The sequence below is a fragment of the Pseudomonas sp. P1_C12 genome, from assembly GCF_056406435.1.
Genome location: NZ_JBFUAE010000008.1, coordinates 155,532 through 169,629 on the forward strand (window position 1 = coordinate 155,532; position 14,098 = coordinate 169,629).

Sequence of the window (14,098 nt, forward strand, 5' to 3'; positions counted from 1 at the left end):
TTACGACCGGGAGCTTGGGCATCTCATGATCTGGCCTCCTGAACACCGTTATCGGTGGGCGGGTGGAGGCTGCGCTGGCTGACGAGGCCGGCGCCGCGAGATCCTGAGTCGGGTGAAGGCAGTGAAGCGATGACCGGGGCATGCCTGACTGTCAGTCAGGTGCAGTCCATTCCCTGGGCTGCAGCACCATCACCTGCATCGCTGTTGCTGGTGACTTCGGTGTTTGTCACGCCGATTGTCACGAGGGGAAATGCCGCAATGCCTTGTACGAGTTGGGCTGCAGCAGCGGTAGGAGCGCCCGTCTCTTTCCGGAAGAAAGAGACGGGCGCAGGTTGGCGCAAGAAAATGGCCAAGCGAATAGGTTGCTGCAGGGCAGCTATGAAAGAGTATGAGTTGCCGCAGTGGGCACACTGATAAAAGTAGGCATCCATCACATCGCTGTGACCGTGCGAGCCGCCGGACGCTAATCGCACTTTGGGAGAACCACCACGGTGTGGCGTAGCCTTAAAGGTTCTGGCTACCTGGGTTGCTGTCGACGACAGCGCTTTGCCCGATCTTTTCTACGCCTGTGGATAATTCGGGTCAAGACTCCAATTTTCGGGAGTTCTGCGGCTGTGGATGAAATTATCCACCGGTGGAAATCAGTGGTTTTCCACAGACAGTTGTGTGGGCTTTAGATTTTTAAGTGAGGTCCATCCAAGCAGGGCGGCTTTGCAGCCCTGTTTGGATGGACCCGCGTGGCAGAGCAGATTGCGAGAGTCTTACGGATGTACGCTTACTTTACTGCGGCACTTTAAAAGCCAAAGCAGTGTTAGCACCGTCGGCCAAAACAACGTGTTGAGAACGTCGTGAGCGCTTGCCTGCCAGCGCCAGTATCCGAAGCTTCCAATATCGTCTCGCCGATCTACCCACTCGCCAGCACACGCAATGATGAAAACAACCAGCCAGCCAAGGTATGGCCTGAATCGTCGGGTGCCGACGATCAACGTTAAATAGATCGCCATGCCCAAATAAATATGCAGCGCGTCTTTTGACAGTCCGGTTGCCGACACAATGGCGAGCTTGATGCTTTGTGCGGTTGAGATATCCATATCAACTCCTCCTCTCTGCGCCAATGCCAGGCTTCGCCTTTATCCGAGTAACGTTATCTCCAATCTGGTTGGCGAATTCGTGTGGAGTGACATGCTCCTGCCGGTTGGCCTCCAGATACCGACTCCACCAGTTCATGATCAGCCTGCGCTCCTCGATGAACTCTGCCTTATGGATGTAAGCGGCGCGGACGTTGTTGCGCTCCTTGTGGCTCATCTGCCGTTCAATGGCTGTCTCCGACCACAATCCTGACTCGATCAGTGCGCTGCAGGCCATCGAACGAAATCCATGCCCGCAGATATCGGTTTTGGTGTCGTATCCCATCGTCCGAAGCGCGTTGTTCACGGTATTTTCGGACATGGGCTTCCAAGGTTTGGCATCCCCTGCGAAGACCAATGCGAATTTGCCTGTGAGTGCATGGATTTTTTCGAGTAGCGCCACTGCTTGCGGCGATAAGGGTACTAAATGGATATCCCCTGCCATCTTCGTACCCCTTGTGGAAAAGGGTACTCCCTCCAACGCGGGTCGAGTGTCCGGTATCTCCCAGGTGCCGCGCTTGAGGTCGAACTCGCTCCAGCGTGCGAAACGCAGCTCGCTGGATCGTACAAACACATGCAGCGACAGCATCACCGTCAGACGGGTAAGTGCCCGGCCTTTATAGGTGTCGATCCGCTCCTGCAGTTCCGGCAGTCGCGATAAGGGTAGAGCGGGGCGATGTACCACCCGCGGGGCTTTGATCGAGCCTTCGAGATCGTAGGCAGGGTTTACGGTGATAAGCCGGAGGCGTTTTGCCTCGCGCATGATGCTCTGCAGGTAGTTTTGTACCCTTAAAGCGACGTCTATCGTTCCGCGCTTCTTGATCGCTTCCAAGGGCTGCATGAGGTCATGGGTGTCGAGGTCGACAATGGCGCGGGCGCCGATCAGCGGGAACACGTGGGTTTTGAGGCGGCTCATCACTGTCTTGGAGTGGCCTGGTGCCCACTTGGCCGACATTTCCGTGTGCCAGTCCAGCGCAACGCTTTCAAAGGTTCTGCCTTTGATTACGGCTTCCGCCTTGGCTTGGTGCTTGGTCTCTATAGGATCAACGCCATCCGCCAGCATTCGCTTAACTTCCAAGCGCTTGCGGCGCGCATCGGCGAGGCCAATGACGGGGTAGTTGCCGAACGAGGTCAGTCCTTCGCGTCCGTCAGGTTTGACGTAACGGAGCCGCCAGCCTTTGCGGCCATTGGGTTGGACTAGGAGGTAGAGGCCATCGCCGTCGAAAAGCTTGTAGGCGCGGTCTGTAGGTTTTGCCAAGCGGCAAGCTGCGTCGGAGAGCGGAGCTGTGGTGCGCGACATAAGGGTACTCCCTTTTATCGAAGTGACCTGTATCCCAAACTCTACCCTTAAAACGGTTGGAATCCACCAGTTTCTGACGGAAACCGATGGAACGCTAAAACGAAAAAACCCGCCAAGAGGCGGGTTTTTCGGGGGTTCCAGAGATTTTGAAAGCCTTCTCTGGAACCTTGTATGGTGCCGGCACCAGGAATCGAACCCGGGACCTACTGATTACAAGTCAGTTGCTCTACCATCTGAGCTATACCGGCGTGTCAGGGCGACGATTATAGCGATTGGTTGGCTTCTGTAAACCCCTGAATTCTGACTATTTTTGTTCGGGCTTCAGGTCAGGCGCGCAGCAGGGTTTTCTTGAGTTTCTGAATGGCTTGCCAGGTTCGACTGTTTTGCATTGCGCGCAGCTGTGCTTCGGCCTGTTCGGCGCGTTGCAGGGCAGCGGCGAGCTGGTGTTCGGTGTCGCCGATGGGGTGGCTGAAGTTGTGGCCTTTGCAGAACTGGAATTCGTCCAGGTTGCACGGCGGGATGTCGAAGGCGGGTTTGAGGTTCAGGTGTTCTTCGGCGAGGTAGTAGGTGTTGATGCCGTCGAACAGGATGGATTGGTAGCCGGCGTCAATGACGAGGTTTTCCCAGGTCTGGTCGCGGGCCCAAGGGGTTTCGATGAGGATCACCCATGGTCGCCATTGGGTGAAGTCCATGCCACGCAGGACGGTTTCTTCGTGGCCTTCGACATCGATTTTGAGGAAGTGAATGGCGCGTCCCCGGGCGTGTTCTTCGCAGATGGAGGTCAGGGTGCGGGATTTGATCGTTTGGCTGCGCACGTCCATGCCGGCGTCTTTGTGCATTTTGGCCATGGCCGGGTCGAGGGTCGAGAGGCCGGTGCCGGCGATGCCGTAGAAGGTCAGGTCGTCAGCACTTTCCCCGGCCGCGCATTGCAGGTTGGTGTCTTTGGGACGTTGCTGGCACAGGGCTTCGTAGTAGTTGGGCATCGGTTCGACGTTGATGCCGGTCCAGCCGTTGTCGTAGAACGCCTTGGTGACCGAATCATGGGTGGGATGGTTTGCCCCGACGTCGATGTAGAAGCCGTTCTCGACGGTTTTGAGGGCGCGCCACAGGCGTATGTCTTCGAAATTCTGTGCGTAAGAAATGAAAGTCACTGGCGCATCCTGTCGGAAGAATGTTCTTGTTCGTGGCCGCGCATGCTGGCGCCCTGGCGTTTGTGTATATCAAGAGAAGTGCAGCGGTGCAATTTCCCCTGTCTGCGATCCGGGATTAGGCATTTATGTCGTTTTGATTAAATGCTTATGCACAATGCCATCGGCAGCGCACTGGGTTTAAGTCGAATTTGTGGATCCGTTCTCATTTGTCCGCAAATGCCTGTTTTTTCGATTTTTTATCCGAGTGTAGAAAAAATGAACAATATGGTTTTAGCCCTGAAACTGGCATGAATATTGGATCCACGATAATTCCATCAACAGAGTTATCCACAGGTCGAATGTGTTTAAGCGCGTTCGGCCAGGAGCAGGAAATTACGCGGCGTGAGCGGGGTTTCGCAGAAGGTGCCGATGCGGACGCTGTAGCCCTGTTCGGCGAGGAAAAGTGCCCGGTCAAGGACCAGCCAAAGTTCCAGTGGACGTCGGAAAAGTCCGCGTAGTAGTTCAAGGTTGCGCACTTCGGCCAGGCGCTGCCAACCGGCGGCTTCGAGGGCTGGCCAATCTTGCGGGACGATTGTGGATAACTCTTTGAGTGCGGCCAGGTGATGGCAGTAATCGGCGAAGGGTTTGTCCAGCCAGGCGCTGGGCAGGGAAGGGGTTGGCAGGTACTCGTCCATGCTGCGCAGTTGCCGTTGCAGCAAGTCGAAGCCCAGACGCCGGGCCATGGAGGTGTCGCGTTGACGTCGCACGCGGGCACCGGCGGTAACGGTTTCGCTCATGGGCAATGCGAGGTCGTCGAGGGAAAGCTGTAAGCCGGAGCCTTTGGCGGCTGAGGAAATCGGCGAGTATTGGGCAAGACCGATCCGGTTGTAGCAGCACGGCGCAATGGCGATTTGTTTGCAGCCTGTTGCGCTGGCGAGTTGAATCAGTCGCACATGCAAATCACCGCAGGCATGAAGCGCGACGGGCGTGTGATACGCACTCAGTAAAGCAGCTGCATCTGCCGCGAGCACATCCTGTTCGATATGCAGTGCGTGCAGGTGATGACGTTGGCTGAGTGCCTGGCCGCTGGTGACCAGTGCCGGGTCGTATTCCAGGCATGTCAGTTGTTGCCCCGCTTGCAGCAGGCGGCGCCCCAGATGTCCCTTGCCCGAGCACCAGTCCAGCCAATGCTGCGGTGCCTCGGAAAACTGTAATCGACTGGCGAAGGCTTCGATCTGTTGCCATTTGCGCCCCGGCACATCGACGTTCAACCGATGGCCGGCCGCTTCAAGCGCGCGTGCGGGCAATTCATCCACGGCACTCAAGGCAACGGACATCGTTGCCAAGCAAGCAAAGGGTTCCGGTGCATTCAGGAGGGCAGGTTGGTTGTGAGCGTTTTCCGCGTCTTCCAGCGTTCGCTCGCGTAGCCATGCGGCTAACTCCGGGTAGGACGCTTCCCAGGGAAGTTGCCGATGAGTGAACGGCCGAGGTTTCCACAGTGCCTGATGCTCTGTCAGAAAAGCATCCAGCGCGGTGAAACGGGCGAGCAGGGCCTCGCCCGTCAACACGCCGGTATCAGCGCCCTTGGCAGGCATCGACGCGCAACCAACGCTCCAGCAGCTTGAAGCCGCGTACCAGCACATACGCCATCACCAGGTAGAACATGCCCGCGGCGAAGAAGATCTCCACCGGCAGGTAGGTCCGGGCAATGATGGTGCGGGCCATGCCAGTCAGTTCCAGCAAGGTCACGGTGCTGGCCAGGGCGCTGGCCTTGAGCATCAGGATCACTTCGTTGCTGTAGGCCGGCAAGCCGATGCGCGCGGCGCGCGGCAGGATGATATAGAGCAGCGCTTTGGGTTTGGACATGCCCAGTGCCCGTGCAGCTTCGATCTCGCCCGGTGGAATCGCCTGGATGGCGCCGCGCAGGATCTCGGCGATGTAGGCCGCTGTGTGCAGGGTCATGGTCGTCGTGGCGCACCAGAACGGATCGCGCAGGTACGGCCACATCGAGCTGTTTCGAATCGCGTCGAACTGCGCCAGGCCGTAGTAGACCAGGAACAGCTGAACCAGCAACGGCGTACCACGGAAAAAGAAGATGTAGCCGTAGGGAAATGCCCGCACCCACCACAGGCGCGACGAACGGGCGATGCCCAGTGGAATGGCCAGTAGCAAACCGGCGATCACGGCGATGGCCACCAGTTCCAGGGTCAGGGTCGCGCCCTGGGCCAGTCTCGGCAGCCACTTGATGATGACTTCCCAGTTCATTGGGTGCTCCTCGCGAAGCCGCGAGCGGCGCGTTTTTCCAGGAAGTGCATGCCGGTCATCGCCAGCACCGTCAGGCCCAGGTACATGAACGCGGCCACCATAAAGAAGGTGAACGGCTGTTTGGAGACGGTCACGCCGATTTGCGCATGACGCATGATTTCTTCCAGGCCGATCACCGACACCAGCGCGGTGTCTTTCATCAGGATCATGAACAGGTTGCCCAGGCCGGGCAGGGCGATGCGCCACATCTGCGGCATGATCAACTTGGTGAAGATGCGCCACTTCGACAGGCCCAGGGCCACGCCGGCTTCACGATGGCCTTTGGGGATGGCGAGGATCGCGCCGCGAAACACTTCCGTGGCGTAGGCGCCGAAGCACAGGCCCAGTGCAATCACGCCGGCGGCGAAAGCGTTGAGTTCGAGGTCGGGGTTGCCGAAGAACTCGCCCAGGGCACGCATCAGGTTGACCGTGCCGAAGTAGATCAACAGCACCCAGAGCAATTCAGGGATGCCGCGAACCAGAGTCGAATAAGTGCCGCCAAGCCATTGCAGCGGCTTGTACGGGGAAGTCTTGGCCAAGGCGCCGAGCAGACCGAGCACTAGCCCCAGGCACAGGGCCGAGAGTGCCAGTTTCACAGTCATCAGCGCGCCAGCGGCGAGCGCCGGGCCGAATCCGTAGAGGTCGATAATCATGGATTTCTTTTCAAGTCGCGGCAGGCAGGCCGAGAACCGGCGCCATCAGGCGCCGGTCAGGCAGGTCAGTATCAATAGATGCTGAACGGGAAGTACTTGTCGTTGATCTTCTTGTAGGTGCCGTCAGCGACGATTTCTTTCAGCGCGGTGTTCAGCTTCTCGCGGATCGGGTCCTTCTTGCGCACGGCAATACCGATCTTGTCGCTTTCTTCCACTGGATCGCCCTTGAACTCATAGCTACGGCCAGCGTCGCTTTTCAGCCATTCGTAGTTGACGTACTTGTCGGCCAGGATGCCGTCCAGGCGGCCGGAAGTCAGGTCGAGATAGGCGTTTTCCTGGGTGTCGTAGAGTTTGACTTCAACGCCCGGCATGTTGTCTTCCATGAAGGTGCCTGCCAGGGTCGAACGCTGGGCGCCGATCACCTTGCCTTTCAAGGAGTCCTTGTCAGTTTTGAAGTCGATGTCTTTCTTGGCGATGAACTGCAGCTTGTTGGAGTAGTACGGGTCGGTGAAGTCCACCGCTTGCTTGCGCTCGTTGGTGATCGACATCGAGGAGATCAGGAAGTCGAACTTCTTGGCGTTCAGGGCCGGGATGATGCCGTCCCAGTCGGAGGTCACGACGGTGCATTCGACTTTCATCTTGGCGCACAGGGCGTCGCCGATCTCTTTGTCGAAGCCGACGACATTGCCACTGGCATCTTTATTGTTGAACGGCGGGTAAGCCGCTTCGATGCCCATCTTCAGGGATTCGGCCATGGCACCGGCGCTGAACGCCAGGGTGACGGCGGCAGCCAGGAAGACCTTTTTGTAGTTCTGCATGTGGGTAGCTCCGTTAGCGGTTGCTGGACATGAATTGTTTGCAGCGCGCCGAAAGCGGGTTTTCAAACACCTGCTGTGGCGATCCTTGCTCTTCTACCAGGCCCTGGTGGAGGAACACCACTTCACTGGAGACCTGACGTGCGAAGCCCATTTCGTGGGTCACGAGCAGCATGGTGCGGCCTTCTTCGGCCAGCGCGCGGATGACATTAAGTACTTCCTGGACCATTTCCGGGTCAAGCGCCGAGGTGGGTTCGTCGAACAGGATGACCTTGGGCTGCATGGCCAGGGTGCGGGCGATGGCCGCCCGTTGTTGCTGGCCACCGGACAGTTGCGCGGGATAGGCATGGCGCTTGTCGGCGATGCCAACCTTGGCCAGCAGGGCTTCGGCCACTTCGATGGCTTCGGCCTTGCTCTGGCCGAGCACGCGGCGCGGGGCTTCGATGATGTTGTCGAGCACGCTCATGTGCGGCCACAGGTTAAAGTTTTGAAACACAAAACCGATTTCGCTGCGCAGGCGGTTGATCTGCTTGCCGTCGGCGGCCACCAGTTCGCCGTTCTTCGCGGCCTTGAGCTTGAGTTCTTCGCCGGCGACCAGGATCTGGCCCTGGTGCGGGTTTTCCAGCAGGTTGATGCACCGCAGGAACGTGGACTTGCCAGAGCCGGAGGAACCCAGGATCGAGATCACATCGCCGTCGCGGGCGGTCAGCGAGATGCCTTTGAGCACCTCCAGCGAACCGTAGCGTTTGTGCAAGTTGCGGATTTCAAGCGCGGGCGTGGCCTCAGCCATGTGCGTTCCTCATATATGTTGCGCTCCTGCTGTTGGCGGCCTTCCTGGCGAGGCGGCCAACCTAGCATAGCGTTTCAATGGCAGCCAACAGCGCTACGGACGGTAAACGGCTGGCGTGTGGCAGGTTGTCGCATCGGTGCAGCAGACTGTCGCCCCATCAACAACCGAACAGCCGTTTGAACCTTGCCTGTCGATAAAAAGCGCGGCGGCTGCCGCAAAAAAAGGCGCGATGTTGCCAGCTTTGACAGGGTGTTGGAAGCGCTATCCGGCCAAATGCACCTCTTGTGCACTTTTAATGTGCGCGGAGCCATTTTCAGGTGTGTTTCCGGTGCGCTGATTCGCCCCACAAAGTGGGTGGCAGGGTAACGCTCTGGCGAAGTGCCATTAAATTCAATGGGTTGCGATGACTGTCCGGTCGAGGCGAGATCGCCGGGTTAGAGGGTTTTGAAATATTTTGGCGCAATTATTGCGTGCAGAATCCAGAACGCCCTGTTGGCTTCTTTTTACGAGAAGGATCGCCGAACGGGATGCACGCATTCGCTTCTCCTTACAAAGGTAGTTTTAATGAGCAGTACCCAAAGCTCTAATGGCCTCGAACAGGGGCTCAAACCGCGCCACGTGACCATGCTGTCGATTGCCGGGGTTATCGGCGCCGGCTTGTTCGTTGGCTCGGGTCACGCCATCGCCGCTGCAGGTCCGGCTGTTCTGTTGGCTTACGCCGCCGCCGGCATGTTGGTGGTGCTGGTGATGCGCATGCTCGGCGAAATGGCCGTTGCCTCGCCGGACACCGGTTCGTTTTCGACTTACGCCGACCGCGCGATCGGTCATTGGGCCGGTTTCACCATCGGCTGGTTGTACTGGTGGTTCTGGGTGCTGGTGATTCCACTGGAAGCCAACGCCGCCGCGACCATCCTGCATGCCTGGTTCCCTGGTGTGGACATCTGGGCCTTCGCCCTGGTCATCACGATGCTGTTGACCGTGACCAACCTCTTCAGCGTAAAAAACTACGGTGAATTCGAGTTCTGGTTTGCCCTGATCAAAGTGTTGGCCATCATCGGTTTCATTGTTCTGGGCCTCATGGCGATCTTCGGCTTCCTGCCGGGCAGCCAGGTCAGCGGCGTTTCCCATCTGTTCGACACCCAGGGCTTCCTGCCAAACGGCATGGGCGCGGTGTTGGGTGCCATCCTGACCACCATGTTCTCCTTCATGGGCACCGAGATCGTGACCATCGCGGCCGCGGAGTCGAAGAACCCTGGCAAGCAAATCTCCAAGGCCACCAACTCGGTGATCTGGCGGATCGGCTTGTTCTACCTCGTGTCGATCTTCATCGTCGTGGCCCTGGTGCCATGGAACGACCCGGTACTGGCCAGCCTCGGTTCCTACCAGACTGTGCTTGAACGCATGGGCATCCCGAATGCCAAGATAATCGTCGACATTGTGGTGTTGGTCGCCGTGACCAGCTGCCTGAACTCGGCGCTCTACACTTCGTCGCGGATGTTGTTCTCCCTGGGCAAGCGCGGCGATGCGCCGGCCATGTCCACCCGCACCAACAAAAGTGGTACGCCTTACTGGGCGGTGATGCTGTCCACTGGTGCCGCGTTCCTGGCAACTTTCGCCAACTACGTGGCCCCGGCGGCGGTGTTCGAATTCCTGCTGGCCAGCTCCGGCGCTATTGCTCTGCTGGTGTACCTGGTGATTGCGATCTCGCAACTGCGCATGCGCAAACAGCGTGTGGCTCGCGGTGAGAAAATCGTCTTCAGCATGTGGCTGTTCCCGGGCCTGACCTACGCGGTGATCGTGTTCATCGTCGCGGCCCTGACCATCATGCTGTTCCAGGAAGCCCATCGTGTGGAAATTCTCGCGACCGGCTTGCTCAGTGCTCTGGTGGTAGCGGCCGGCTTGCTGGTGGCTCGCCGCCGCAACCTGGAAAAACGCGGCGCGGTGGTGCTGAACTGATCCATACCGCGTAATGCAAAACGGCCGCTGTCAGTGATGACGAGCGGCCGTTTTTGTTTCTGTCGATTGTTCTGTGTTCAGTCGACATGAACCCAGTCTTCTACGCGTAACCCTGGAACGCGCTCGAACTCCCGCAGGTTGTTGGTGACCACGATTAACCCGCGTGAGCGTGCGTGCCCGGCAATCATCTGGTCGTACGGGCCTATGGGTGTGCCGGCCTTTGCCAGTTCGGATCGAATCATTCCGGTGTGCGCTGCTGCTTCGTTGTCGAAGGGCAGGACTTCAAGTCGGGCGGCGAAGCCCTCGATGACCGCCAGGTTTTTTTCGGGCGCTGCTGATTTTTCCGCGCCGTAGATCAGTTCCATCAGCGCGACCGCACTGATGCACAGTTGGCCGTGATGACGGTTGAACGCCTCCCGTACCACCTGTGGTTTGTTCTTGATGGTGAAGATGCAGATGTTGGTATCGAGCATGTACTTGATCATCAGAACGACTCACGCTCCTGCTCGGCGGGTTGCTCGCGATCGGTCATGAAGTCTGCCGTGATGCTTTCGCCATCGAACCAACTGTCCCAGGTTTCACCGGCGGGAGTGATGATTCGGCTTCGACCTACGGCGACGACGTCGACTCGTTTCACGTCGCTTGGCATGGCTACAGCTTTCGGCAGGCGAACGGCCTGGCTTCGATTGCTCATGAAAAGGGTTGTCTGTTCCATTTGGACCTCCTGCGCTTTTGCTGGCGCGATGTGTCCAAAGGATAGGTTTTGCGCTGGATATGTCAATGGGATATACGCGGTGCCTGACGGAAGGAAAGCACTCGATTCAGAGCTAAAAAGGCCGCTGTCAGTGATGACGAGCGGCCGTTTTTGTTTGAGTCGTAACCCTTACTCGGCTTTTTCTTCCGGTACTTCCAGCGACTCGCGGTAGACATCCAGTGCAGCGCTGAAATCGGCGATGAACTGCGGCTCGCTCAGCCATGCCTGGGCGGCGTCGCGGTCCATGCCGTCGGCCCACATGCGGTAGTCGATCAGCATGTCGGCGGCCAGGTGGGTGGCGGCCATGCCTTCGTCATCGGCGTTTTCCATGTCCAGCAGTTCTGGATGGTCGATGATGATAAAGGCGAGGTTCGTCAGCAGCACCGAGAGCATTTCGCTGCGGTTGACGGTTTCCGCGTCGCGCATTTTGCTGAACATCGCCAGGGTGTATTCCGGGATCGGTTCGGCGAGGTGGCCAAGGTCATCGTCCAGCGCGGCGGGTTTGCGGCCGTGGATATTGATCTGCTTGGCTTTGGCTTTTGCACGCTTGGCGCGTTTCTGTTGCTTGTTCAGGGAGGCCATGGGAACTCAGTTCGGTTTCTGTTGGGTTTGCGCGGCAATGGCGTCGGACGCCGCCACGTAGTCAGCCTGGAAGGCCGGTGATTCGATCCACGCCAGGGCGCTGGCTTCGTCGGTTTCGGTCGACCATTGGCGATATTCGATCAGAGCAGCGAGGATGAAGTCTGTCGCTGTTTCCTCACCTTCCTGCTCCAGTACCAGTGCGATAAGCGGATGTTCCAGAAAGGCCGCGCACATGGCCTGCTGGCTGATCTTTTGTGCGTCGATCATCTCCTTGAACATGTCGGTCAGGTCCACCGATTCGAAGTCGATGCGATCATCGTTCGGGTCCAGTTCCACCGGCGCGGCAGCCCGCTGGGTGCGGTTCTGCTTGGCCTTGGCCTTGGCGCGGGAGGCGCGTTTTTGCTGCTTGTTGGCGGAGGCCATGGGCGTCGTTCCGTATTCGTTGAAAGGGCAATTGACTTAGCTGCGCGGTACTCGCCGCCCGGGGGTATCGGGGGCCAGTTCGCCGTTTTGCAGCCAGGCCAATGCAATGGGCCATAGTGTGGCTTGGTATGCGCTGCGAAAAAAGGCGAAATGTCCGACTTCTTCTTCGCCGATGTCTTCGGGATGGATGCGCAGGTGAGAGTTTGTGCTGCCGGTGAAGTAGCCGAGCAGGCGATCGATGGCCGGGATCGTGCCGTAAGGGTCGTCACTTATGCTGATGGCCAGGGTTTGCGCGGTGACACCGGCAAAGGGCAGCTGCCCGGCGGTTTTGCTGATTGTGCGGGCGCTGGAGCGTTTCTCGAAACGGGCAGTGGAGAAGCTCCAGTCACGGACCACGCCGGCGGGTGTGTCTTCCATCCATCCGAGGCGTTTGCCCGGAAAGTAGCCGTAGATCATCGTTACCAGTGGCATCAGCACATGCCACTTGGCGAACATGCGCCAGCGATGGGCAGGTGCATAGTCGCGCCAGTAAGCGAATTGCGCACCGACCGTCACCAGGCGCCGGATCAGGTGCCCGGACGCCCCCAGCCCCGCTGCACAGCCGCCAAAGCTGTGGCCGACCACATCGATAGGCTGCCTTGGGAACTCACGCTGTGCGCGCTCGAGCATCGCCTCGAAATCCAGCGCTCCCCAATCGCTCCACGAGGCTTGAAGCCCCTTGAGCGATGCCGGCCGCGACTCGCCGATGCCGCGGTAGTCATAGGTGATGACATCGAAGCCGTGGGCGAACAGGTAGTCGGCAAAACGCGAGTAGTGGCGACAACGGACCGAGGTGGCGGCATTGATGATCACGACCGGACGAGCGGCGTCCCGAGAGGGGTGTCGCCAGGTGAAGCCACCGAGGATGAAACCGTCCGAGGCGGTTTCCTTGAATGGTTTGCCGGGCGTGGTAATCGGCAGCGGCAACTCGATTTGAGTGGGGGCCGGTGGAGGCGTGTCCTGCAAATTCATCGGCATCAGTCCTTTGCGGGTAGCTGCCAACGATAGTCTTGATGCCGTTGATGAACAATCCGTTCGCCTCAACGCGGTTGTTGATCGAGCAGTCGTTCTTCAAGTGCCGCCCATTGCCGATCCAGTTCGTTACGCAGTTCCTCTTCACTCGGCAGGACAAGCTTGTACTTGCTGGCGAGCAGTTGCTCGTTGCCTTCCAGCACTGAGTAACGCACCACGGATTCATCCTTTTGCGCGCAGAGAATGATGCCGACGGTGGGACTGTCTTGCGCGCCACGTTTGAGGTCGTCGTACATGCTCAAGTACATGTCCATCTGCCCCAGATCCTGATGGGTCAGTTCACCGCGCTTGATATCGAAGATGACGAAGCACTTGAGCAAGTAGTTGTAGAACACAAGATCGATGTAGAAGTCTTTGCTGTCGGTACTGATGCGTTGCTGGCGGGCAATGAATGCGAAGCCCTTTCCCGGTTCCAGCAAGAAGCCCTGCAATTGTTCGATCAGCGCTTGTTCGATCTCGCTTTCCTGAAGCTTGCCGGCATTGGGTAAACCAAGAAACTCCAGTACCACCGGATCACGGATGAAATCCCGAGGGCTGGCCTTCATGTTCTGAATGTGGGTGGCGGCCTCCTGCTTGAGACTGCCGCGATCGCGGCTCGCCAGCAGGCGTTCGTAGTACAGCGTATTGATCTGGCGCTCCAGCGCTCGGCTTGACCAGTTTTGGGTGACTGATTCGTTCATGTACCAGAGGCGCGCGCTGTCGTTGTCGACCCGAAGCAAGCGGCGGTAGTGGGTCCAGCTCAATTCGTGACGCAGTGCGTCACGAATTGGAAAGGCTTGATAGAACAGACGCATATACCGAAGGTTGGAAGCGTCAAATCCCTTTCCGAATTCCGCAGTTAGCACTTTGGCCAAGGTCGACAGTAACTCTTTGCCATATCTCGCACGCCGAGCCCCTTCCTGCTCGAACTCGACAATATGTCGCCCGATCTGCCAACAGGTTTGCACTTGAACGGTATCGACCGCCCGAAGCGCCTTCTGACGTGCCTGATGGATCAATTTGCCAAGGCTGCCAAGCAGTGATGCGAGATGTGGGTCGTGAGTGTCGTTGGGTGTGAGGGCCGTCATGAAGTCTTCCGCAGCAGGTTGAACAGCGAAAGAGAATGACAAGTGAGCACCCTTCGAAGATGCCGGGAGTTGCTGAAACACAGGCAGGAAATGCCGGGTTCGCTGGCAGGACGTGTCGGAGGGCAG

The 14,098-nt window shown here is 58.3% G+C and carries 15 protein-coding genes and 1 tRNA gene; 1 reads left to right on the top strand and 15 read right to left on the bottom strand.

Going from position 1 to position 14,098, the window contains the following annotated elements; all coding sequences use genetic code 11:
• Positions 1–761 precede the first annotated feature (761 nt).
• The 9 genes from AC1D19_RS16160 to AC1D19_RS16200 form a co-directional block, all read right to left on the bottom strand.
• Positions 762–1,091: a hypothetical protein gene (locus tag AC1D19_RS16160; protein WP_072434748.1), complete on the bottom strand. Its 330-nt coding sequence runs from the start codon at positions 1,089–1,091 to the stop codon at positions 762–764.
• Between the two features lies 1 nt (position 1,092).
• The gene (locus AC1D19_RS16165; protein WP_477763783.1) at positions 1,093–2,427 is read right to left on the bottom strand and encodes a tyrosine-type recombinase/integrase; all 1,335 of its coding nucleotides are present in this window, start codon (positions 2,425–2,427) and stop codon (positions 1,093–1,095) included.
• A gap of 172 nt (positions 2,428–2,599) precedes the next feature.
• A tRNA-Thr gene (locus tag AC1D19_RS16170) sits at positions 2,600–2,675 on the bottom strand.
• 78 nt (positions 2,676–2,753) lie between these two features.
• The gene (locus AC1D19_RS16175) at positions 2,754–3,578 is read right to left on the bottom strand and encodes an FkbM family methyltransferase (protein WP_477763784.1); all 825 of its coding nucleotides are present in this window, start codon (positions 3,576–3,578) and stop codon (positions 2,754–2,756) included.
• A 344-nt stretch (positions 3,579–3,922) separates the two neighbouring features.
• Complete coding sequence (locus tag AC1D19_RS16180) at positions 3,923–5,152, bottom strand: methyltransferase (protein ID WP_477763785.1); 1,230 nt, start codon at positions 5,150–5,152, stop codon at positions 3,923–3,925.
• Positions 5,133–5,822 carry an ABC transporter permease gene (locus AC1D19_RS16185; protein WP_477763786.1) on the bottom strand — a complete coding sequence of 230 codons (690 nt, stop codon included), beginning with the start codon at positions 5,820–5,822 and terminating at the stop codon, positions 5,133–5,135. The genes AC1D19_RS16180 and AC1D19_RS16185 overlap by 20 nt, the downstream gene beginning before the upstream one ends.
• Positions 5,819–6,514, bottom strand: a complete 696-nt coding sequence (locus AC1D19_RS16190) for an ABC transporter permease (protein WP_008046524.1) — start codon at positions 6,512–6,514, stop codon at positions 5,819–5,821. Before AC1D19_RS16190 ends, AC1D19_RS16185 begins: the two co-directional genes overlap by 4 nt.
• Before the next feature lie 71 nt (positions 6,515–6,585).
• The gene (locus AC1D19_RS16195; protein WP_477763787.1) at positions 6,586–7,332 is read right to left on the bottom strand and encodes an ABC transporter substrate-binding protein; all 747 of its coding nucleotides are present in this window, start codon (positions 7,330–7,332) and stop codon (positions 6,586–6,588) included.
• A gap of 13 nt (positions 7,333–7,345) precedes the next feature.
• On the bottom strand, positions 7,346–8,119 hold the full coding sequence (locus AC1D19_RS16200; RefSeq protein WP_007972784.1) for an ABC transporter ATP-binding protein: 774 nt from the start codon (positions 8,117–8,119) through the stop codon (positions 7,346–7,348).
• A 564-nt stretch (positions 8,120–8,683) separates the two neighbouring features.
• On the opposite strand from AC1D19_RS16200, the gene gabP reads away from it, so the two are divergent.
• Entirely contained in the window at positions 8,684–10,075 is a 1,392-nt protein-coding gene (gene gabP / locus AC1D19_RS16205) for a GABA permease (protein ID WP_477752658.1), read from the top strand.
• 77 nt (positions 10,076–10,152) lie between these two features.
• On the opposite strand, the gene vapC is transcribed toward gabP, so the two are convergent.
• From vapC to AC1D19_RS16235, 6 genes are all read right to left on the bottom strand, one after another.
• Positions 10,153–10,560 (bottom strand): type II toxin-antitoxin system tRNA(fMet)-specific endonuclease VapC, encoded by a 408-nt coding sequence (vapC, locus tag AC1D19_RS16210; protein ID WP_477763788.1) that lies wholly within the window; start codon positions 10,558–10,560, stop codon positions 10,153–10,155.
• Complete coding sequence (gene vapB / locus AC1D19_RS16215; RefSeq protein ID WP_223544571.1) at positions 10,560–10,790, bottom strand: type II toxin-antitoxin system VapB family antitoxin; 231 nt, start codon at positions 10,788–10,790, stop codon at positions 10,560–10,562. Before vapB ends, vapC begins: the two co-directional genes overlap by 1 nt.
• 168 nt (positions 10,791–10,958) lie before the next feature.
• Positions 10,959–11,411: a hypothetical protein gene (locus tag AC1D19_RS16220; protein ID WP_477763789.1), complete on the bottom strand. Its 453-nt coding sequence runs from the start codon at positions 11,409–11,411 to the stop codon at positions 10,959–10,961.
• A gap of 6 nt (positions 11,412–11,417) precedes the next feature.
• Positions 11,418–11,834, bottom strand: coding sequence for a hypothetical protein (locus AC1D19_RS16225; RefSeq protein ID WP_477752655.1), 417 nt, complete (start codon positions 11,832–11,834; stop codon positions 11,418–11,420).
• Positions 11,835–11,870: 36 nt separating this feature from the next.
• Positions 11,871–12,845, bottom strand: a complete 975-nt coding sequence (locus AC1D19_RS16230; RefSeq protein ID WP_477763790.1) for an alpha/beta hydrolase family protein — start codon at positions 12,843–12,845, stop codon at positions 11,871–11,873.
• A 68-nt stretch (positions 12,846–12,913) separates the two neighbouring features.
• On the bottom strand, positions 12,914–13,972 hold the full coding sequence (locus AC1D19_RS16235) for a PDDEXK nuclease domain-containing protein (RefSeq protein ID WP_477763791.1): 1,059 nt from the start codon (positions 13,970–13,972) through the stop codon (positions 12,914–12,916).
• Positions 13,973–14,098: the final 126 nt, after the last annotated feature.